Origin of the sequence: Phragmitibacter flavus, assembly GCF_005780165.1 — a bacterium.
In the GTDB taxonomy this organism is placed as follows: Bacteria; Verrucomicrobiota; Verrucomicrobiia; order Verrucomicrobiales; family Verrucomicrobiaceae; genus Phragmitibacter; species Phragmitibacter flavus.
This window is the reverse complement of sequence record NZ_VAUV01000019.1, coordinates 19,745-39,584: the sequence shown is the minus strand read 5'-3', so window position 1 is coordinate 39,584 and position 19,840 is coordinate 19,745. Positions and strand designations below refer to the sequence as shown.

The following is a 19,840-nucleotide window of genomic DNA, read 5'->3' as shown; positions in this document are numbered from 1 at the left end:
AAAAATGAAAAAGCCGTGAGCAATAATGCCCACGGCCAGTAAAACTTCAATTCCCAGCGAACTCATCAGCAGCCGCAGCCACCACCACCACTGCCACCGCAGCAGCCACCACTTGATGCGGCGGCGATTTCCTCAGGAGCAGGAACGCGACCCTTTTCCAAGGTCTTCATCACATACGCGTTCACTTTGTTCGCCACTTCCTGCAGAACCTGCTGCGCGTTGTTGAAAGCACGAATGCCTTCGTTGGCATCCGACTTCGCCTGCAACTCTTCATAAGCAGCCACTTCTTCATCCGAGATTTCCTCACCGGCCCGATGACGGCGGTCAAGGCGGTTGCCGGTGTTCATCACTTCACGATAAAGGCTCACCGATGCCTCGTCGGCCAGAAAAGCTTCGGCCTGATCGCGGGCATGCTGCACAGCGGTATCAGTCACAATGGCCTGGCAAAGGTCTTGAATCTTGGAGTCAATCGTCGGTGTCTCGGTGGCGGTCATAGTCTAAAATACGCCGCCCTGTCCCATTGGCGAGCGCAAATCATCTTCACGGCCCAACAAATTTTCTCGTCTTCCGCGCTATCTGTGGAAAATTTTCCCATGTCAGGTCTCGCCGACATCGCCGAATCCCGCATTCAAGAAGCCATCGAGTCAGGTGAATTCACCTCCCTCTCCGGCATGGGAAAGCCACTGGATCTCGACGCCTACTTTGCTAGTCCCTCTTCGCTACGCGCCGGTTTTGGCCTGCTCAAAAGTGCCGGAGCCGTCCCTCCCGAAGTCGAAGCCATGAAACAGGTTCATCAGCTTCGCGAAACGATTCAAAACTCCGCCGACCCGATCCTGCTGCGCCAGATGAACTTTGAACTTCAGGCCCGCGAAACCGAAATCGCCATGGCCATGGAACGGATGAAACGCTCCATCCGCCAGGACATCGCGGGCTAAGACTGCCCCGGATGCCCTTTCCGAAAAGCACTTCCCGCCTTGCAATTGCACAAAAGCTCTCTAAGTAGCCCCCTCCCATGGCCAACACACCCGTCATCAACCTTCGCAAGGGACACGCTGTCCGTTACAACAACGACGTCTGCGTCGTCACCGAAACCGAGTTGAAAACTCCTCCCCGCATGGCGTCCTACGTGCAGATGTCCATCAAGAGTCTCGTCTCCGGCAAGGTTCACAACCTGCGCATGACCTCCAACGAGTCGCTCGACTCCGTCATCCTCAACAAAGACGCCCACGAATACAGCTACAAGGACGGCGACGGCTACCACTTCCTCCACCCTGAAACCTACGACGACGTCACCCTCAACGAAGACCTCATCAAAGACGTCAAACTTTACCTGCTTGAAGGCCAGAAATACCTCATCGTGTTCACCGATGACGCAGTCGCCGGCATCGAACTGCCCCCCTCCATGGTGATGACCATCGCCGAAGCCCCTGAAGGCGTCAAAGGCGACTCCGCCAACAACGTCTACAAAGCCGCCGTCACTGAGACAGGCCTCACCGTTCAGGTTCCTCTCTTCATCGGACCTGGCCAGAAAATCAGCATCAAAACCGAAGACGGCACCTATCTCGGCAAAGCCTGATCATCACCGATCACCGAGCTGCTTCAATCTCACACTAAAACCGCTGTGGAACCCGTCCATGGCGGTTTTTTTTGTTTGTCGCCGAACCCCGAAAAAATTCCCATTCCGGCGCAACCTGCCTTTTTTTCGGGTGTTTACACGAGCCATGTCAGCGCTTAGCATGTTCCCCACCATCACCACCCTCCCCTCTTGGAACATGTCGGAATGGAGTCCTCCCATCGCCAGTGCCGACACTCCGCTCCCCCTCCGCGAAGAGGAAGATGTGCGCCTGATGCTCCGCGTCAAAGAAGGGGATGCCCGCGCCTTTGAACAACTGGTGGAGACCCATCAACGCGCCGTGATTGGAACGGTGATGCGCATGCTCAACAACCTCGACGATGCCCACGACGTGGCCCAGCAAGTCTTTGTCCGCGTCTGGCGTTCCGCCCCGCGCTACGAACCCAGCGCCAAATTCACCACCTGGTTGTTCACCATCACCCGCAACCTCGTCTTCAATGAAATGCGCCGCCGCGGACGCAAACGCGAAGTCTCCATCGAAGCCGCCCAGGAGGAGCACCACATCGAGCACGCCTCCCCGCAACGCGCCCAGCCCGACGCCACTGCCGAGCGCGAAGAACTCGAAGCCGCCATTGACCGCGCTATCCAGAGCCTTCCCGAAAAACAACGCCTCGCCGTGACCCTTCGCCGTCACGAAGACATGCCTTACGAAGACATTTGCGTCATCCTCAACATGTCCCTGCCCGCCGTCAAAAGCCTGTTGTTCCGCGCCCGCAACGATCTCAAGGAGAAGCTCGCCTCCCACCTTGAGTTTTAGATTGATTCATCTCACCGACCGCGCGCCACCCAGCCCTCGGCAATCCGCTCTTCCACCCAGACCTGATTTTCAGCCGAACCATAAGGCGGATACCGCAGCGCCAGCGTCATCGGCAAAGCCTGCCCCCCAGACTGGCTCATCACAAATTCCATCTCACGCCCCACGGGTGATGCCCGCTCATAATAGGCAAAAATCGGCGGTGAGTCTTTCGATAGTGGATCAAACAGCTTCAAGCAGCGTAAGGTATCAGTATCCGAAAAACTCCCGGCAAAAAACTCATCGCGCGCCGCCAGCACTCTGAACACGCGCGGTGAGGTGGGCTTCTCCTTCATCCACTCGACCCAGTCCATGTCGCTGTAGACCACGAAACTCGACCAATCCACCACCGGTTTGCCGCCGGCCGGCGTCGTCAGCATCATCTGCCTCTCGGCACCCGTGGGAAGCACCACTTGGAAGATGAACGACGTCGAACCTGCGACCGCCCCACGATCAGGCAGCACTCGTTCATAGGCGATCGGCCCATCTCCCTTGGCCGCATAATACCCACGAATTTTTTCCTCCATCAATTCGCGGTCACGCACCAGCTTCAACCGATCCTCCACCGTCTTCGCCTCCAAAAACTCCTGCGCCCTAAGCAGCGCCGCATCCATTTCTGCGTTGCCCGTCAACTGAACGACGCCGTCCTTCGCCAACTCCGCTCTGGAACTTTTCCCCACCGGCTCACGCGAAACATTCGTCGACGCCACCGTCGCCTCGTCCCCCCCATTCAGCCACGGCCACCACTTCAACCAGTGACCCGCCATCAACACCACCACCAGCCCCAAGACCACAAAAATGCCGACCCGTAGAATCGATGCAATCGACCTCACTTCAGGATCATGCATCAAACGTTTTTGCACGTCGTTCTCCAGCGAAATCGGCTGCACTGCGGCTGCCACAGGCGCACCCGACGCGCGCGAAATTTCCTTCGTTGGCATCAGCAAGGCCCGGCGTTTGGAACCCGTCACCTTGGTTGCAAACTGCAAAACGATCAGCCTTCCGCAGTGCGGACACTCACGCGAACGGGTCACGCTGGTCACCTGCACTTCCACAGTCGATTCACAATGAGGACAAACCAATTCAGTCAGCGGCATGTATTTTTGCTTATTAAACAAAGACTACTAACACATCCACCTCATGGCAAGCCACCCCTGTAATGACATTCATGCAAAAAAGTTTTCCTCTGCGCAGAGAAACCCCGAGCAGCACGGCGTTTATTCTTTCCGTCAACCCCATCCTGCGTAATCTCCCACCATGCCCCGCCGCATCGCCCTTTTCGGAGGCAGCTTCAATCCACCCGGACTGCACCATCGTCAGATCGCCGAACTGCTCTCCAAGCACTTCGACGAAGTCCTCGTCGTCCCCTGCGGACCACGCCCCGACAAGCCCGATGTCACCAACGTCCCGTCCGTCAGCCGCGCCGCCCTCTGCGACATCACTTTCGAAGGCATCCCCAACACCAGCGTCGAACTCTTCGACCTCGAACAGGAAACCTTTACCCGCAATCACGCCCTCGAAACCCTTTTCGCCCACCGTGGCGAAATCTGGCACGTCGTCGGTGCCGACTGGCTTACCGGCGGAGCCATCGGCAAATCCGCCATCCACACCGGTTGGGAGAAAGGCGAGGAACTTTGGCACCGCAGCCACTTCGCCGTGCTCACCCGTCCCGGACATCCCCTCAACCCTGCCGATCTCCCCCCGCATCACCAACTGCTGCCCATCGAAATCGACGGATCCAGCACCCAAATCCGCGAAATCCTCATTCGCGGCGGCAACGCTTCCCACCTGCTGACTTCGCGGGCTCATCGCTACATCAGCCGCTACGGCCTCTATCGCGGCAACAACCCCGCCAGCTGGTCACGCGGCTCACTCTCCGACTGGAACCATCAGATCCAGGCCGACCTCGACAACACCAAAGCCCAGGGCTGGATTCCCGACCTTGTCTGCCACGCCGACTCCACCAATCCCGACTTCATCCTCACCCTCGGCGGCGACGGCACCATGCTGCGCGCCATCCGTGAACACTGGCGTCGCCGGCTCCCTTTTTTCGGCGTCAATGCAGGCACGCTCGGCTTCCTCATGAATGCCCCCGAAGCCGTGTTTGAATCGACCTTCCCCCCCACCGAAGTCATCTTCCGGCAACTCCCCCTTCTCTACCTCGAAATCCAAAACCAGGACGGCACCCTCAATCACGTCTACGCCTTCAACGACGCCTGGGTGGAACGTTCCAGCAGCCAGAGCGCCTGGCTCGAAGTTGAGGTCAATGATGTCCCCCGCCTGCCACGCCTCGTCAGCGACGGTGTCCTTGTCTCCACCGCCGCCGGTTCCACCGCCTACGCCCGCAGCATGGGCAGCGCCCCGCTGCTCGCCGACACCCCCGCCTGGTTGCTCGTCGGCTCCAACGTGCAGGAACCCGTGCATTGGAAAAGCGCCCTCCTCTCCACCGACAGTCACATCGCCGTGCGCAACCTGTCTCCCGAAAAACGCCCCATCACCGCCTACGTCGACGGCATCAGTCAAGGCCCCGCCATCGCCCTGCGCGCCCGGCTCAGCCGCGCCGCCACGGTTGAACTTGTCTTCCTCGCGAGCCATGACATGGCGGAAAAAATTGCCGGGATTCAGTTCATGAACTAGCATCTTCGATAATCAATTAAAAATTCACTAATCAAAAAGCTCTAAACCCCTACTCCGTCCGTCATTGCAGACTTCATTTTCCGACATCGGCCAACGTCTCGCCGGCACCAGCGGCATCCAGGAACTCATGGATGACCTCGGTCAGGCGCTCAACAATCAACCCGACATGCGCATGCTTGGCGGAGGCCAACCCGCCGCCATTCCCGCCGTCCAGGCCCTCTGGCGCGAACGCATGCAGTCGCTCGTCAACGACCAGACCACGCTCGACAAAACGCTGCTCAACTACGACCCGCCAGGCGGCAACCCCTTGTTCCGTCAAAACTTCGCCGCCTTCCTCAAACGCGAATGCCAGTGGGACGTGCAAACCGAGAACATCGGAATACTCCCCAGCAGCCAGACCGCCTTCTTCCTGCTGTTCAATCTCTTGGCGGGCCAGACTGGCAACACCAAGAAGCGCATCCTTTTTCCCTTGATGCCCGAATACATCGGCTATGCCAGCCAGGGACTCTGCGCCGGCATGCTCAGCGGCAATCCCGCCAAAATCGAGCAACGCAGCGCCCACGAATTCAAATATCACGTCGACTTCGACCGCCTTCGCATCACGCCCGACATCGCCGCCCTCAGCGTCTCCTGCCCCACCAACCCCACCGGCAACGTCCTCACCCAGGAAGAATTTCACCGCCTGCGCGATCTGGCGCGACAACACCACATCCCGCTCATCATTGACAACGCCTACGGTCACCCGTTCCCCGGCGTCATCCATACCAGCTTCCAGCCTTCCTGGGAGCCCGGCATGATTTTTTCCATCAGCCTCTCCAAACTCGGCCTTCCCGGCACCCGCACCTCCATCGTGGTTGCCGACCCCGCCATCATCCGCGCGCTCAGCAACATGAACGCCAGCACCGCCCTTTCCAACGGCAACTTCGGCCAGGCCATCATCAATCCGCTGCTTGCCGACGACACCCTGCTCAAACTCAGCCGCGACATCATCCTGCCGTTCTACAAACAGCGGTCCGACTTCGCCACCCAGGTCCTGCACGAATGCCTCCAGGACAAAATCGAATGGTCACTTCACTCCCGTGAAGGTGCTTTTTTCCTCTGGCTCTGGTTCCCCAAACTCAAAATCACCAGCGCCGAACTCTATCAGCGTCTGAAAGCCCGCAACGTCCTCGTCATTCCTGGCCACTACTTTTTCTATGGCCTCGACGAACCTTGGGATCACTCCCAACAGTGCATCCGACTAACTTTCTCCCAACCCGAAGCCATCCTTCGTGAAGCCCTTGAGATCATCGCCGATGAACTCATCGCCCTTCACTGATCACCGGTCCTAAATCCCTCGTCGGCTTTTGAAATTGGTCATTGATGATCAAGGCTGGGAATCCGCGCCCAAATTTCACACACCCATGTAAGATCACGCCTGTCATCGTGCAATCCTTCCATGCCGTCGCCCATGAAATTCATCTTCCTCGCCGTTCTTTGCATCTGCCTCTGCGTCACGGTCATCGACGCCCAGTCACCCCCACCCCCCATCGCCGAAAAACGCCCCCACTCCCTGAGCCGACACGGCATCAACTGGACCGACGACTACCACTGGCTGCGCAACCGCGAAGACCCCTCCGTCCTGACCCACCTCAAGGCCGAAAACCAATACACCGATACCGTCCTCGCCCCCCTCAATTCTCTGCGCGGAAAAATCGTCGCTGAACTCAAAACCCGCGTTATCGGCGAAGACATCTCCGTCCCTTACCGCAAAGGCGACTGGCTCTACTACAGCCGCGACATCGAAGGCAAAGACCACAGCCTCCTCTGCCGCAAACCCTATCCCGAAGGACCCGAAACCATCCTCCTCGACCTCAACGAACGCGCCGGAACCAGCGACGGCTACACCTTCGGCGGAGCCGCCATTTCCCCCAACGGCAACCTCTATGCCTGGAAAGAAAACACCAACGGCACCGACCGCTACACCATCCACATCAAGGACCTGACCACCGGCAAAATCCTCCCCGACCAGATCTCCGACACCGCCTTCGCCGAGTCCCCTGTCTGGGCCCTCGACAATCAAACCCTCTTCTACACCGAAGCCGACGCCACCGAACGCTCCTGCCGCGTCAAACGCCACACCCTCGGGACCAACCCCACCGACAACCCCATCGTCTACGAAGACCACGACACCACCTTTCAGGTCGCCATCGGTGCCACCAAAAGCGAACGCTTCATGCGCCTCACCTCCCGCAGCAAGGACACCATGGAAACCTCGCTCATCCCCCTCGACCAACCCGACGCCAAACCCATCCTCGTCGCCCCACGCCGAACCGGCATCCGTTACGCCCTCTCCGACACCGACCAACACTGGTTCATCCTCAGCAGCGAAAACGCCATCAACGGCAGCATCTTCCGCGCCCCCCTCGACCAACCCACCCGCGCCAACTGGACCGAAATCCTCCCCGGCAACGAAACCATCTCCTACGGCTCCGTCGAAGCCTTCACCAACCACGTCATCCTCGAAGCCCGCAAAGACGGCATCCCCGGTCTCTACATCCTCGACCCCGCCAATCCCTCTCAACCCCGCTGGTTCACCGCCCCCAGCCCCGGCTCCTGGTTCAGCACCGAAAACACACCCCACTTCCAGTCCACTTTCCAGCGCATCAGCTACGAAACCCTCCTCCAACCCTACACCGTCTCCGAACTCGACCTCACCACCGGCAACATCAAACCCGTCAAACAAAAAGCCAGCCCTCCCGGCTACGATTCGAGCAAATATCGCGTCGAACAAACCCACGCCCCCGCCAAAGACGGAACCCTCATCCCCATCTGGCTGCTCCTCCCCAAAAACCATCCCACCGACGGCACCGGTGCCATCCTCATCGACGGCTACGGCGCCTACGGCAGCCCCAACGATCCGTGGTTCAACAGCAACCTCTTCAGCCTCCTCGACCGCGGCATCGGCTTCGCCATCGCCCAAATCCGCGGCGGCGGCGAACTCGGACGCCGCTGGTATGAGGCCGGCAAACTCGCCCACAAACAAACCACCTTCGACGACTTCATCGCCTGCGCCGAACACCTCATCCAGCAAAAATACACCTCAAAAGAAAACCTCTGCGGCTACGGCGGCAGCGCTGGTGGACTCCTCGTCGGAGCCGTCATCAACCAGCAACCCGACCTCTTCCGTGCCTTCATCGCCGACGTCCCCTTTGTCGACGTCCTCAACACCATGCTCGACCCCACCATCCCCCTCACCACCAGCGAATACGACGAATGGGGCAACCCCTCCGCCACCCTCGAAACCTTCAACCGCATCCGCGCCTACTCCCCCTACGACAACATCAAACCCCAGAATTACCCCTCCCTCCTCGTCCTCGCCGGCCTCAACGACTCCCGCGTCCCCTACTGGGAAGCCGCCAAATGGGTCGCAAAACTCCGCGCCACCAAAACCGATCAAAACCCCCTTCTCCTCCAGGTCGATCTCGACACCGGCCACAGCGGCTCCTCCGGTCGCTACAGCTTCCTCGAACGCGTCGCCCTCCAATACACCTTCCTCATCGAAGCCCTCGGTCGCGACAAGAACTGAAAAAAACAAGCCATGGACCCGGCTCGCACACCTCCAAAACTTCGACACTACAAACCCCTCCCTCACCGCGTCTACATCCTTTTCCTCGGCTGCCTCCCCCACTATCTCGGCATCCTCTCCATCCACGCCGCCCTCCATCGGAACATGCGCGGCCCCGAAGAATGGATGATCTTCACCTTCGGCATCATCGCCATCCTCTTCGGCCTCAGCCTCTGGCGTTACGTCATCCGCCCAGTCGCCATCATCACCCCCACCCACATCATCCTCAACCGCTTCCTCTCCCGCGACAAAGTCGCCTACACCGAGATCGAAAAACTCGGCCTCTCCGTCCAAAACTTCCGCCCCCACGGCAAAACCCCACCCCAACCCATCCGCATCCACACCCTCATTGTCACCCCCAAAGACGAGGACCAATACCCCATCGAACACTTCCTCCCTCCATCGCCAACCCTCCAACACTTCCTCGACACCCTCCAATCCCGCAGCGGCATCACCATCAAAAGACAACGGCTCTAACTCAGTCAATCATGCGCACTTACTATATCATCCTCCTTGTCGCACTTACCCTGCTCACCCAGTGCAGTGAAACCCACAGCGACATCCTCGAACGCCACCGCGAACCCTTCAGCCAATTCGTCAAGGAGCTCGAATCCTACGCCCAAAACCTCCCCCTCGAAAACGTCATCCCAAGCGCCCCCCTCAATCCCTCTCCATCCAGCTCACGTAGCGGACCCGTCATCCCCTGCAACACCGCCACCTTTCTCGTCGGACAACTCACCGATCCCAACCCCTCCCCCCATCGCGACTCCACCTTCAATCTGTTCATGAACAACGGATTCGACACCCTCTACAACGACCTCCAGAAATCACCCGCCGAACATCCCGTCACTCCCGAACCTTTCCTCGAACAAAACTACCAGCGAACCCTCAACGTCCGTTACATCGGCATCATCAAACCCTTCAAACACAAAGCCCCCAAACTCCTCGCCGAAAACCAATTCGAAGCCGGCTACGCCGCCGGTCGCTTCTGGCTCATCGATCGCAACACCCGTCAAATTGTCTACTCCGACGCCTTCATCGCCCGCAACAACAGCACCGTGCTTTCCCAAGACCACGAATACCTCCCAAAGGAAATCAACAACCAAGGAAAACTCGAAGTCGACCTCAAACACCAAACCGGCAAACTCATCGCCGAAAAATTTGCTGAAGCCACCGGAGGCACCTTCACCTACCAATAAATAACTGATCGGTCATGTCCACACCCGAATCCACCCCACCCAAAAAGTTTGGCTGCATCGCCAGCCTCTTTCTCGCGTCCTTCCCGGCCCTCCTGCTCACCTTCGGCACCGCCTTCCTCGTTGAAGCCTACACCGCCTTCGCACCAGGCGAAACCAAACCCGCCACCATCATCGACCGTCAAACCCGCCTCACCGGAGGAACCGGCAGCTCCGCTCGCCAAACCGCCTACAACATGACCATTGAATTCACTGATGGAACTCAAAAAATCTTCAGCTGTCCCTCAACCATCTACGAGACCTGGCCCATCGGCATGATCGTTCAAGCCAGACACTTCCCCGCCCTCGACAACAAAATCGCCGCCCTCACGTGGGAACCCGACGAACAACGACGCTCCGAAGGCCATCAACCCGTCACCTACACCAGAACCATGAGTTGGTGGCTCACCATCCCAATCGGCCTCGCCCTACTTGCCATCTCCCTCTGGTTTATAAGAGAACCCAGAGTATCCCGTCCCATCTTGATCATCATGCTCCTCCTGTCCATCCCCATCGGCATCACCATCGCCACCGGCTGGTAAACCCCAAATTTTCCCATCGACATTACTACCCGAGGGCACCCAGGTTTCTCCATAACATCCATCCGGCAGTAACCCACATGCCAATGGCAAAAATCTTTTGAAGGGCACCACCACTCAGGCGCGAACGCCCCGCGCTGCCCAACAACATCCCCAGAAATCCGCCACCAACAAACCAAAGACTCAATGGCATCGGAAAAAGTTGTCCGTGAAGCACATGCGCCACCACACCGGAAATCGAAATCAGAAAAATCACCATCAACGAAGTTGCCACCGCACGATGAATGCTCATCCCCGTGACTAACAACAACACCGGCACCACAATAAATCCCCCGCCCACGCCAAACAACCCCGACAACAAACCAGCCGCCGCACCGCCGCTCCCCAGCCGGACGTAACACTCAACCCCGAATCGACCTCCCCCCTGCAAAACACAACGACCCGGTGTCACCACATCATCACCCCGGCCCCGCCACATTCGCCAGCCTACAAACAGCATCAACAACGCAAACGCCGTCAACAACAAGGTCGATGGTAAAAGCCGCCCCAGCCAAGCACCCAGCGGTGCCGTAACCATCCCACCAAGGGCAAACAGCAATCCGGCCTTCCACTCCACCTCCCCATGCAACCAGCGCAACGCCGCCCCAAATCCAGCCGTCACACCGACCGTCGCCAAACTTAACCCCATCGCCGTCCCGACCGGCACCGACAAACCGTAAAGCAACAGCGGAACGGCAAAAATCGAACCCCCGCCCCCGGTAAGTCCCAACGCAGCACCTACCAAAAGACCGAACCCCAGACTAAGCAAATTGAAAGCGTCCATGATCAGGAAGGCTTGAACCTTTCCACGTTATCTCAGGCCAACATCGCATCGGCAACATGCGCAAAGGAGTCATTGACCAAAAGCACCTCCCGACCTTCACGACTTAGCCACGCCGCTGCAACAGCAGCCCGATTGCCACTTTGACAATGCACCACCACCGGCACGTCAACGGGAAGCTCATTTGAACGTGCCCTCAGTCGTGTATGTGCCATATTCACCGCTCCTTTCACATGGTCCTCCGCATATTCCCCCGCGCGGCGCACATCAACCACGGTCGCATCATCATGAGTGTTGAGATAGTCCTCCACCTCAGCAAACTTCACCGTATCAATCCTCGCCAGATCATTACTGCCAGCCTTTGTCAGCGACTCCGCAGGCAACCAACCTAAGACGTGATCAATCCCAATGCGACGCAACTGCTTCGATAAGTTATCGGCCTCTTGTCCATCTTCCACCACCATCACCACCTTTTCATCCGGCATCAGATACGAACCGGCAAATCCCGAAAAGTCGCTTTTGGCCGGCGCATACAGACTACCTTTCAGGTGACTTGCCGCAAAGGCCTCACGGTCTGATCGCGTGTCTACCACCACGAAGTCCGGCTCCTTCAAGCGCGCAGTCACCTGAGTTAATTGCAACTCATCTGGCGTTGCCACTTCACCCAGAACAGCCGGTCCCATCTTGTTCACCTTCTTCATGTTGGCGAAATAAAGCGGCGGCTCCGGCTGACCATCCAAAATGTAAGCCACGAAATCCTCCTCTTTCCCCTCAAGCGCAAGCCTCAACGGACGGTTGAACCGCTTTTCATACCCCAACGTCGATGTCGGCACCGACCCCAAAGACTTGCCACACGCACTGCCCGCCCCATGCGCCGGAAGCACCTGCAAATGATCCGGCAAAAACTCCAACTTCCTCAGACTTTGGTAAAGCTGTCTCGCCCCCGCCTCCTGCGTTCCCGCAAACCCCGCCGCCTGTTCCAATAAATCTGGCCGACCCACATCCCCCACAAAAAGAAAGTCCCCTGAGATCAACGCCATTGCCTCATCCGCTCCACCACCTTCATCAGTCACCAGATAACAGAGATGCTCCGGTGTATGACCCGGCGTGTGCATTGCCTGCAGCTTGATCTTGCCAATAGAGAAACTGTCTCCATCACGCAGCAAATGCAGCGTCGGCAAATCCTTCGCCCACTCCGACTGCCAGTCCGCCCCCCCTTCTGCAGAGACATAAACCGCCGCGCCTTGTGCTGCAAGCTCCCGCGCCCCACTCACAAAATCCGCATGAATGTGCGTCTCCACCACCGCTGAAAGTTTTAATCCCTCCCCTTCCGCGATCTCCCGATACTGGGCCACATCGCGCAATGGATCAATGACGACCGCTTCACCCGTCTTCTGACACCCAATGACATAGGCATACTGGGCCAAATGCGAATCATAAACTTGGCGTAAAAACATAACTATATAATCTATTGGTTAATTTTTAGACAAAAAAGAGCCGTCACCGGGCACTTTTCGTCGCGCAGCACGAGCCGCTTCCACCTGTCTGGTTCCATGGCGCTTTTGCCAGCAGCAAGCCCATGCCACACCAGTCGGTAACGCCCGCGAACACCAACCCGGCTCCCACAAAAGCACTCAGCCCGTAAAACCCCGGATGAACCAACGTGCCCAGCGCCACTCCAATCACCACCATCGAACCCGCCGCGATGCGCACCTGCCGCTCCAGCGACATCATCTTCTGACCGCGATTCGCCGGAAGCCCCGCCCCCGTCCACGCCTGCATACCGCCATCCAAAACACTCACTTTGCTCATCCCCGCCGCCGCAAGTTTTTCCGCTGCCTTGCTCGCCCGACCCCCACTTCGACAAATCACCACCACCTCACAATCCTGCCCCTCCTGCTTGGCCAGCTGGGCTGCATCCAGCTCATCCAGCGGACGCAAACGCGCCTGCGGAAGATGAACCTCTTGGTGTTCAATCGGGGTGCGCACATCCAGCAGCAATGGCTGTCTTGAGCCGTCATTCAGTCGTGCAGCGAGAACTTGGGGAGAAACTTGATCAATCATGGCAGTGATAGTATAGCTTGCAATATTACAGTGTAAACCTATATTCCTATATAGTTATGCGGTCAATAAAGAAATCTCCCATCGTTGTCACATCCCCCCCTCCAAAGCAAAAACTGTCGCGCCCTGCCTTGGAAAAAGTCGCCGGGATTTTTTCCGCCTTTGCCGATGCCACCCGGCTCTCCATCCTGCAGGAACTGCGAGGTGGCCGACTCAGTGTGGGAGAACTCGTCGCCAACCTCGGCACCTCCCAGGCCAACATCTCCAAACACCTCAAACTTCTCCATCAGGCCGGCCTCCTCACCCGCGAACGCGAAGGCCTCCAGGTGTTCTACAAAGTCTCCGAAGACTCCGTTTACGAAATGTGCCAGTTCGCCTGCAAACGCCTCAACGAAAACGCGCAGGCCTCCATCACCGAAGACTACTTCATCTAACCCTATCCTCACTTCGCCGGACGCGGCACCCCGTTCTTGAACTCCACCGTAAAATCCGGGAACGAGTCCACCAGTTTCACCGTAAAATCGGGGAACGAATCAACGATCATCCATTCCCCCACTCCCGGCAGACTCGTCACCACTTTGACCTGCAAATCCGAAAAACTGCTGACCGACTTCACCTTAAAATCAGCAAAGCTCTCGACGATCTTGATGCGACCATAAACCCGCACCGGGTTCACCTTCTTGTCCGCCGCCCCTATGCTTGATGGCAGGCACAACCCCACCATCAGCAACCACAAAATGCTAGTAAGTCGTCTCATGTCAGACAAAGACGAAAACGCCAGGCCAGATATTCACCGGAACGCCCGCCAGGCCTTCGGAATGAACACCCATTTGCCCTCCACCTTGATCAATCCATCATAACGCATCCCCACATCATTCCCAGGTTCGACATAACTGAACTCATAAATCTTCACCTCCGGCTTGAATCGATCCCTAACATCTGAATAACCCCCCGCCAGATCCTTCCAATCCGGTCCGCCCACCTTGACTTCCGTCTGCTTTGCCCCCGCCACCCGATTACCGCGAGCCAGCCCTTCATACACCGACTTCACATAAACCGAAAGCAACTGCGCATCCTCCGCACTCACCGCAATCGCCGCCAACTGCTCACCCGTCGGACGCAATTCATCCAAAGTCCCCATATCCGCCAATAACTTCAACGCGACCTCCTTGATCTCATCCTCCACCGAACCCTCCTCCGCTCCCGGTGCCTCTTCCATAGGCCCTGCCGCAGCAGCCGGTGGCGGACCCGACAAGAACCCTGGCGACATCGCCGTCACCACCAACTCCTCCTCACCCGCACCATTCGCACCCGCCATCGTCCACCGGCTCGTCGCGCTCTTCGCATCATCTGCCATAGTGTAAAGCGCCACCCCTGCCTTCTTTTTTGGATCCATCGAGATCAAAGCCAGATATTCATTATCTCCCACCGCAATCCCCGGCACCTTCCCCGCCTGAAACTCCCAAGTCACATTCGCAATCATTCCCTCGCGCAGATCCAGCTTCATCCTGCCACCCCCCTCAATGTCATACTCTGACTTACTCGCCCCCTGCGTCAGCTTGATGTCTTTGAGCGTCGATCCCGGCTTTGTTGAAACCCAACGCCCCGTCACCGATTTGCCCTCGCGTTTGTAAATCGAAACCGAATGCACCCCCTCACCAAAAAACACCGCCATCTTTCCGCTCCTTGGAAACGGCACACACAATCCACGATCCGATCCTCCATTCGCATACTTCCACATCACCTCCAAAGGCAACTCCTTGCTCGTCCGCGTCACCGTCATCGTGCCCGGCTGCCCAGCCTTTCCATTCGGCGCCACCGACTTCACAATCTTCAGTTCAATGGTCTCCCCTTGCGCCACAGCCGCCCCCATTTGCGCCCCTAGGCCCCCTCCTCCAGCCAATCCCGCATCCACTTCAGCCTTTAATTTTTTATAAGTTCCCGCTAACGCATCATCCCCAATCGTGATCCACGCTTCCAGCGCCGTCACCTGCTTCACCAGCAAGCCCGTCACCTTCTCCATCTCATCCGACTTCCCCTTTACCAACCGCTCCACCAACTCCGCACTGTCGCGATAACTTGCCGCCAGCTCCAGCGCCTGCTTTTCTTCAAACGTCTTGTTCACCCACCCATCCGCCACCGCATTCACCGCCTGATGCAACGAAAACAAAGCATCACCAGCTTGCTCCCCCACGGCACTGACGATCTCCTGTTTGCGCTCATCAGTCTGACCGTTCAAATTCAGACTGGTTCCCGCCATAGCGAGTCCCACTGCCATCCATGTCGATAATTTCTTCATAACTTCGTCCTTCTCTAACGGTTGTTGTTGGGTAGTTTACTTGAAAGCCCGCCAGGCTTTCGGAATGAATATCCATTGGTCTTTGACTTTGATAAGTCCGTCATAAGACATGCCAATGTCCTGGCCTGGGGCAACATATTTAAAGCGGTAGATGTCAGTGCCGGGACGGAAGTGTTTGATCTTTTGGGTATATCCACCGGGGAGATCTTTAAGGTCGGGGCCTTCAACAAGGATCTCGTTCTGGCCGGGTTTGGCGGCGGGGCCTGTAGACGGGATCTGGGTATAAACTTCCTCGACGTAGGCACGCAGCAATTCGGCATCATTCAGGGTGGCAGAGATCGCGTTGATCTGCGAGGTGCTGGGCCGGTATTGAACCGCATTGCCCAGGTTTTCACGCAGCTGTTCGGCGATCTGGCGGACTTCATCCCGGACGTTGCCTGCTGTCGCTGTGACAGTTGGGGATCCACCGCCCGTGAGGAAATTCGGCGACATGGCGGTAACTTCAAGGGTTTCTTCGCCTACGCCACTTACGTCGTTCATGATCCAGCGACAGGTGGCCGTTTTCCCATCGGGAGCCATGCTGTAAAGCAAAACGCCGGCCTTTGCTTTGGGTTCGACATCGATGGCAGCCAGGTAGTCGCCCTTCCACACGCCAATGCCGGAGACTTCTAGACCGCCTTTAAATTTCCAGGTGACACTGGCCATGCCACCTTTGAAAGCCATGACCGAGAATTTTCCTCCCTCAACCCCAACAATGTCATAGTCGTTGACATTGTCGGCTTGGGTGAGCCTGATGCTGCGGATCTTGGGATTGCCTTCGACGGAGGCCCAGCAACCGGTGATGTTTTTGCCATCGATTTTGAAGATATGGACGCTCTTCACACCCTCACCGTAGAAGACCGCCATTTCGCCGCTGTTCGGGAATGGCACGCAGAGCCCCTGATCAGAACCACCGTCGGCATAGGCCCATTTGACCTCCAGCGGCAGTTCCTTGCTCTTCCGCGTCACCGTCATCGTCCCCAAGTCTCCCTCCTTCCCACCCGGTGCCACCGATTTCACAATCTTCAACTCAATCGTTTCCCCCTGCGCCACCGTCGCTCCCATCTCTGGCCCCATTTCCGCACCACCCGCCATCGCTGCATCCGCCTGCTCCTTCAACTTCCGATAAGTCTCCGCCAACGCCTCATCCCCGATCTTGATCCACGCCTCCAAAGCCGTCGCCTGCTTCACCAGCAAACCACTCGTCCGCTTCACATCCTCCGATTTCCCCTTCACCAACCCATCCACCAACTCCGCACTCCCCCGATAACTCGTCGCCAATTCCAGCGCCTGTTTCTCCTCAAACGTCTTGTTCACCCAGCCATCCGCCAGCGCATTCACCGCCTGATGGACCGAAAACAACGCATCGTCGGCCTGCTCACCCACCGCGCCAATAATCTCACTCTTGCGAGTCTCCGACTGCGCCATCATTGGCAAACCAAAAGACGTCAGCACTAATCCCATGATCAGATAAGTTACTATATTCATAAGGTTATTTATTTGGTCACTTGTTTGTTTACTTCTAAAGTTGGTTCACCGCAGTTCCTCAAGCCGGGTTTTGGCCGCAGCATACTCAAGGTGAATCCAAAGATCGGTTGCCACACACTGGCCAAATGCATCGACCGCTCCCTTCTTATCGCCCGCTTCCATCCTCTTCAGACCCACATAATACCAGGCCTCACAATCCTGCGCCCCCTCATCCTCATCACCCGTCCTGTCGACAGCCGCAAACAAAGCCTCCTCGTTCACACGCCCCAGAAGAAACCCCGCGACATGATGAAACCACCGATTCTCCCCACCCTTCTCAATTGAAAGCAGGAAAGCTTCAAAATCCTTCGTCGCCGCCTCCATCTCTCCCATCTTCCCCTGACACAACCAAAGGTAGAGTTGAGAATAATTGGTATATTCATCCCCCGATTTCAAACAATTTCTAAAATCATCCGCCGCCTCCTTCCAACGTCCTTCACGCTGATGAATTGCCCCCCGGTTAAACCACGCGTGTTCGTTATCTGGATCGATCTCCAGACTAAGCGTCAAGTCCGCCACCGCTCCCTTCGTATCACCAGCAAAATCCTTCACAAAGCCCCTCGCATCGAAAGCTTCCGCGTCCCGTGGATCAATCTCCAAAATCCGGTCATAGTCTCCAATCGCACCCTCCCAATTTTTCAGGATCTCCTGAACAGAAGCCCGCCCCTTCAAATCCACCTTGCGTTTGGGATCAATCTCCAACGCCATCCCATAAGCCTCCACCGCCTCATCATACCGACCCAAATCCAGAAGCGCACCCGCCTTGTTCGACCACGCCATCGCACTCTTCGGATCCATCTTCAAACTCACCGCATAATCTTCCAACGCCCCCTCCACATCCCCAAGTTCAAACCTCACCAACCCACGATTATTGTAAGCCACAGCATTGCCCTTCTCTAACTCCATGTATTGATCATAATCTTCCAACGACCCCTTCAAATCCCCCGTTTCACTCCTAGCCTTTGCCCTATTACCCAGATACTTGACATTCTCCGGCTGCAACGACAGCACACGATCATAACAATGAATCGCAAAACGCAAATGCTTCGCCTTGTAATGAATCAACCCACGCATCCCCCAAGCCGTCACATCATAAGCATTGAACCGCACCGCCTGATCAAAGTCACCCAGCGCCTCATCCACCGCCCCCTGATTCGCCGTGATGACACCCCGGTTCGTGTAAGCCGCACCAAACCCCGGATCCAGTTGAATCGCACGATCCAACCCCTCCAATGCCTTCTTCAGCTCACCCCTTCCATACGCTTCACTCGCCCCATCAAACAGCGCATCCGCCGCCTTCCTCGCGGCTGCATCCGCAGGTTTGATCGCCGTCTTCCCCGCCACCCTCGGAACCTCCGCCTGCGCTTCAAGCCATGCCACAAATTCCTTGGAACCACTGGTAACCTGTAACTCACGCACCCCCGCCGCCAAAGAACCTGACACCACCATTCGACCCACCATCGACTTCCCATCAGACAGAAAACTCAACAACTCCAGCCTCACCTCAGCCTCCTCTCCCGCCAACGCAATCGCCAGAAAACCAGGATCAACCACAGCCACGCCCACCTTCTCATCATCCGTCACCGCCACCACCAAACCCGTCCCCTCATTCTTATTCATTTTCACCACAAACCTGCTCCCATCATTCGTCACAAACTCCTCGTCCACCGATGTCGCCTCCAACCTGTCACTCTTCAACTTTGCAGCTGCTTGAATGACTGACGAATGCCCAAACATCGCCCCCTCATCCGTTGAAAAAACCGACAAATATTCCGCACCCTCACCCAAAACCATCGCCAACCGCCCACCAGAAAACATCGCATGCCCATCAACCGAAGATCCATCTTCAAACTCTTCCTTTACCTCCAACAACGCATCCTTTCCCGTCACCTCAAGCCTCACCGTGCTCGCACCACCTTCCCCACCATCAGATCGAAAACTCTTGGGGGAATTCAACACCATCACCGCCTGGGCCGAAAGATCCCCCGACAGCGCACAAGTGATCACCGTAACTAAAAAAGCTGCGGCTGTAACTTTATTCTTCATATCGATGATCATCATGAAATCTCCTTGTTAAAAGCCGCTTCAGCCGTTGCCGGTGGAGCCTCAACCAACAAAACCTTCCCAGCCGATTGCTGAAGCACCCGCACCGGCAACAACAACCTGCCCACCACAGGACGCCCTATGTCCAAAACCACCATGGTCTCTTTGGTATAACTCTTCCCTGGTCGTAACCCATGAAAGTCCTTCCACGGAATAAACAACGGCTTGTTGACACGATCAAAGAACTGCAACCTCTTGATCCGCAAACCCTCATCATTGGCAGTAAACGAAAGAAAGTTCTGCGGCATCAATCCCACTGAGCCATACCCCCTGAACTGCTTGCCTTCAATGCCAACAGTCGCACCGTAATTCGCAGCCAACCGCCCCCATCCTCCAATTCGGTGCATCATCCAATGCCACAACAACAGGCACAGCGGAAAAAACACCAGGAGGAAAAACGCAACGATGCCCAACACGACTAGCCACCCCCACCACTCCAAAGACTCGCCAGATCGTCTAAAATAGTATCTCGCCAACAGCGGCTGGAACCAATTTTCCTGAAGCATCATCAAGCTCATATTCATCGTGTTGTTGGGATGCTTCTATA

The 19,840-nt window shown here is 56.9% G+C and carries 20 protein-coding genes; 10 read left to right on the top strand and 10 right to left on the bottom strand.

Going from position 1 to position 19,840, the window contains the following annotated elements; translation table 11 throughout:
- Positions 1–65: 65 nt before the first annotated feature.
- Positions 66–494, bottom strand: coding sequence for a YlbF/YmcA family competence regulator (locus tag FEM03_RS20885; RefSeq protein WP_138088253.1), 429 nt, complete (start codon positions 492–494; stop codon positions 66–68).
- A 99-nt stretch (positions 495–593) separates the two neighbouring features.
- Here FEM03_RS20885 and FEM03_RS20880 point away from each other — a divergent pair, with 99 nt between their 5' ends.
- The 3 genes from FEM03_RS20880 to FEM03_RS20870 all read left to right on the top strand — a co-directional run bounded on the left by FEM03_RS20880 (position 594) and on the right by FEM03_RS20870 (position 2,390).
- Positions 594–935 (top strand): DnaJ family domain-containing protein, encoded by a 342-nt coding sequence (locus tag FEM03_RS20880; protein ID WP_166443040.1) that lies wholly within the window; start codon positions 594–596, stop codon positions 933–935.
- Positions 936–1,012: 77 nt separating this feature from the next.
- The gene (locus tag FEM03_RS20875) at positions 1,013–1,576 is read left to right on the top strand and encodes an elongation factor P (protein WP_138088251.1); all 564 of its coding nucleotides are present in this window, start codon (positions 1,013–1,015) and stop codon (positions 1,574–1,576) included.
- A 145-nt stretch (positions 1,577–1,721) separates the two neighbouring features.
- Positions 1,722–2,390: an RNA polymerase sigma factor gene (locus FEM03_RS20870; RefSeq protein ID WP_240772863.1), complete on the top strand. Its 669-nt coding sequence runs from the start codon at positions 1,722–1,724 to the stop codon at positions 2,388–2,390.
- An 11-nt stretch (positions 2,391–2,401) separates the two neighbouring features.
- Here FEM03_RS20870 and FEM03_RS20865 read toward each other — a convergent pair whose 3' ends face one another.
- On the bottom strand, positions 2,402–3,523 hold the full coding sequence (locus FEM03_RS20865; RefSeq protein WP_138088250.1) for a hypothetical protein: 1,122 nt from the start codon (positions 3,521–3,523) through the stop codon (positions 2,402–2,404).
- Between the two features lie 160 nt (positions 3,524–3,683).
- Between FEM03_RS20865 and FEM03_RS20860 the strand changes: the two genes are divergently transcribed.
- The 6 genes from FEM03_RS20860 (at position 3,684) to FEM03_RS20835 (ending at position 10,447) form a co-directional block, all read left to right on the top strand.
- Positions 3,684–5,063: an NAD(+)/NADH kinase gene (locus tag FEM03_RS20860; RefSeq protein WP_138088249.1), complete on the top strand. Its 1,380-nt coding sequence runs from the start codon at positions 3,684–3,686 to the stop codon at positions 5,061–5,063.
- A gap of 64 nt (positions 5,064–5,127) precedes the next feature.
- Positions 5,128–6,381 carry a valine--pyruvate transaminase gene (locus FEM03_RS20855; RefSeq protein ID WP_138088248.1) on the top strand — a complete coding sequence of 418 codons (1,254 nt, stop codon included), beginning with the start codon at positions 5,128–5,130 and terminating at the stop codon, positions 6,379–6,381.
- Positions 6,382–6,513: 132 nt separating this feature from the next.
- Complete coding sequence (locus tag FEM03_RS20850; RefSeq protein ID WP_166443039.1) at positions 6,514–8,631, top strand: S9 family peptidase; 2,118 nt, start codon at positions 6,514–6,516, stop codon at positions 8,629–8,631.
- 12 nt (positions 8,632–8,643) lie between these two features.
- Positions 8,644–9,147, top strand: a complete 504-nt coding sequence (locus FEM03_RS20845) for a hypothetical protein (RefSeq protein WP_138088246.1) — start codon at positions 8,644–8,646, stop codon at positions 9,145–9,147.
- 11 nt (positions 9,148–9,158) lie between these two features.
- The gene (locus FEM03_RS20840; protein WP_138088245.1) at positions 9,159–9,869 is read left to right on the top strand and encodes a hypothetical protein; all 711 of its coding nucleotides are present in this window, start codon (positions 9,159–9,161) and stop codon (positions 9,867–9,869) included.
- A 14-nt stretch (positions 9,870–9,883) separates the two neighbouring features.
- The gene (locus FEM03_RS20835; RefSeq protein ID WP_138088244.1) at positions 9,884–10,447 is read left to right on the top strand and encodes a DUF3592 domain-containing protein; all 564 of its coding nucleotides are present in this window, start codon (positions 9,884–9,886) and stop codon (positions 10,445–10,447) included.
- A gap of 25 nt (positions 10,448–10,472) precedes the next feature.
- Here FEM03_RS20835 and FEM03_RS20830 read toward each other — a convergent pair whose 3' ends face one another.
- From FEM03_RS20830 to FEM03_RS20820, 3 genes are read right to left on the bottom strand one after another with little or no spacing between them, the layout of a single operon-like run.
- Positions 10,473–11,267, bottom strand: coding sequence for a sulfite exporter TauE/SafE family protein (locus FEM03_RS20830; RefSeq protein WP_138088243.1), 795 nt, complete (start codon positions 11,265–11,267; stop codon positions 10,473–10,475).
- Between the two features lie 32 nt (positions 11,268–11,299).
- Positions 11,300–12,721: an MBL fold metallo-hydrolase gene (locus FEM03_RS20825; RefSeq protein ID WP_138088242.1), complete on the bottom strand. Its 1,422-nt coding sequence runs from the start codon at positions 12,719–12,721 to the stop codon at positions 11,300–11,302.
- Between the two features lie 43 nt (positions 12,722–12,764).
- Positions 12,765–13,325 carry a rhodanese-like domain-containing protein gene (locus FEM03_RS20820; protein ID WP_425501970.1) on the bottom strand — a complete coding sequence of 187 codons (561 nt, stop codon included), beginning with the start codon at positions 13,323–13,325 and terminating at the stop codon, positions 12,765–12,767.
- Positions 13,326–13,456: 131 nt separating this feature from the next.
- Between FEM03_RS20820 and FEM03_RS20815 the strand changes: the two genes are divergently transcribed.
- A complete protein-coding gene (locus tag FEM03_RS20815) occupies positions 13,457–13,759 on the top strand; it encodes an ArsR/SmtB family transcription factor (protein WP_166443038.1) in 303 nt (100 codons plus the stop codon).
- 8 nt (positions 13,760–13,767) lie between these two features.
- Here FEM03_RS20815 and FEM03_RS20810 read toward each other — a convergent pair whose 3' ends face one another.
- The 5 genes from FEM03_RS20810 to FEM03_RS20790 are packed head-to-tail and all read right to left on the bottom strand — an operon-like array spanning position 13,768 to position 19,817.
- The gene (locus FEM03_RS20810) at positions 13,768–14,082 is read right to left on the bottom strand and encodes a 7(1) septoil knot domain-containing protein (protein ID WP_206171097.1); all 315 of its coding nucleotides are present in this window, start codon (positions 14,080–14,082) and stop codon (positions 13,768–13,770) included.
- A 33-nt stretch (positions 14,083–14,115) separates the two neighbouring features.
- Complete coding sequence (locus FEM03_RS20805) at positions 14,116–15,624, bottom strand: hypothetical protein (RefSeq protein ID WP_138088239.1); 1,509 nt, start codon at positions 15,622–15,624, stop codon at positions 14,116–14,118.
- 36 nt (positions 15,625–15,660) lie between these two features.
- Positions 15,661–17,151, bottom strand: coding sequence for a hypothetical protein (locus FEM03_RS20800; protein ID WP_138088238.1), 1,491 nt, complete (start codon positions 17,149–17,151; stop codon positions 15,661–15,663).
- Between the two features lie 45 nt (positions 17,152–17,196).
- On the bottom strand, positions 17,197–19,251 hold the full coding sequence (locus FEM03_RS20795; protein ID WP_138088237.1) for a tetratricopeptide repeat protein: 2,055 nt from the start codon (positions 19,249–19,251) through the stop codon (positions 17,197–17,199).
- Positions 19,248–19,817 (bottom strand): hypothetical protein, encoded by a 570-nt coding sequence (locus FEM03_RS20790; RefSeq protein ID WP_206171096.1) that lies wholly within the window; start codon positions 19,815–19,817, stop codon positions 19,248–19,250. The genes FEM03_RS20795 and FEM03_RS20790 overlap by 4 nt, the downstream gene beginning before the upstream one ends.
- Positions 19,818–19,840: the final 23 nt, after the last annotated feature.

Coding starts and splice junctions, on each gene's coding strand:
- FEM03_RS20825 (WP_138088242.1), bottom strand. CDS start 12,721: ATGTTTTTACGCCAAGTTTATGATTCGCATTTGGCCCAGTATGCCTAT.
- FEM03_RS20790 (WP_206171096.1), bottom strand. CDS start 19,817: ATGAATATGAGCTTGATGATGCTTCAGGAAAATTGGTTCCAGCCGCTG.
- FEM03_RS20805 (WP_138088239.1), bottom strand. CDS start 15,624: ATGAAGAAATTATCGACATGGATGGCAGTGGGACTCGCTATGGCGGGA.
- FEM03_RS20860 (WP_138088249.1), top strand. CDS start 3,684: ATGCCCCGCCGCATCGCCCTTTTCGGAGGCAGCTTCAATCCACCCGGA.
- FEM03_RS20875 (WP_138088251.1), top strand. CDS start 1,013: ATGGCCAACACACCCGTCATCAACCTTCGCAAGGGACACGCTGTCCGT.
- FEM03_RS20870 (WP_240772863.1), top strand. CDS start 1,722: ATGTCAGCGCTTAGCATGTTCCCCACCATCACCACCCTCCCCTCTTGG.
- FEM03_RS20810 (WP_206171097.1), bottom strand. CDS start 14,082: ATGAGACGACTTACTAGCATTTTGTGGTTGCTGATGGTGGGGTTGTGC.
- FEM03_RS20880 (WP_166443040.1), top strand. CDS start 594: ATGTCAGGTCTCGCCGACATCGCCGAATCCCGCATTCAAGAAGCCATC.
- FEM03_RS20800 (WP_138088238.1), bottom strand. CDS start 17,151: ATGAATATAGTAACTTATCTGATCATGGGATTAGTGCTGACGTCTTTT.
- FEM03_RS20830 (WP_138088243.1), bottom strand. CDS start 11,267: ATGGACGCTTTCAATTTGCTTAGTCTGGGGTTCGGTCTTTTGGTAGGT.
- FEM03_RS20845 (WP_138088246.1), top strand. CDS start 8,644: ATGGACCCGGCTCGCACACCTCCAAAACTTCGACACTACAAACCCCTC.
- FEM03_RS20850 (WP_166443039.1), top strand. CDS start 6,514: ATGAAATTCATCTTCCTCGCCGTTCTTTGCATCTGCCTCTGCGTCACG.
- FEM03_RS20865 (WP_138088250.1), bottom strand. CDS start 3,523: ATGCCGCTGACTGAATTGGTTTGTCCTCATTGTGAATCGACTGTGGAA.
- FEM03_RS20885 (WP_138088253.1), bottom strand. CDS start 494: ATGACCGCCACCGAGACACCGACGATTGACTCCAAGATTCAAGACCTT.
- FEM03_RS20795 (WP_138088237.1), bottom strand. CDS start 19,251: ATGATGATCATCGATATGAAGAATAAAGTTACAGCCGCAGCTTTTTTA.
- FEM03_RS20840 (WP_138088245.1), top strand. CDS start 9,159: ATGCGCACTTACTATATCATCCTCCTTGTCGCACTTACCCTGCTCACC.
- FEM03_RS20835 (WP_138088244.1), top strand. CDS start 9,884: ATGTCCACACCCGAATCCACCCCACCCAAAAAGTTTGGCTGCATCGCC.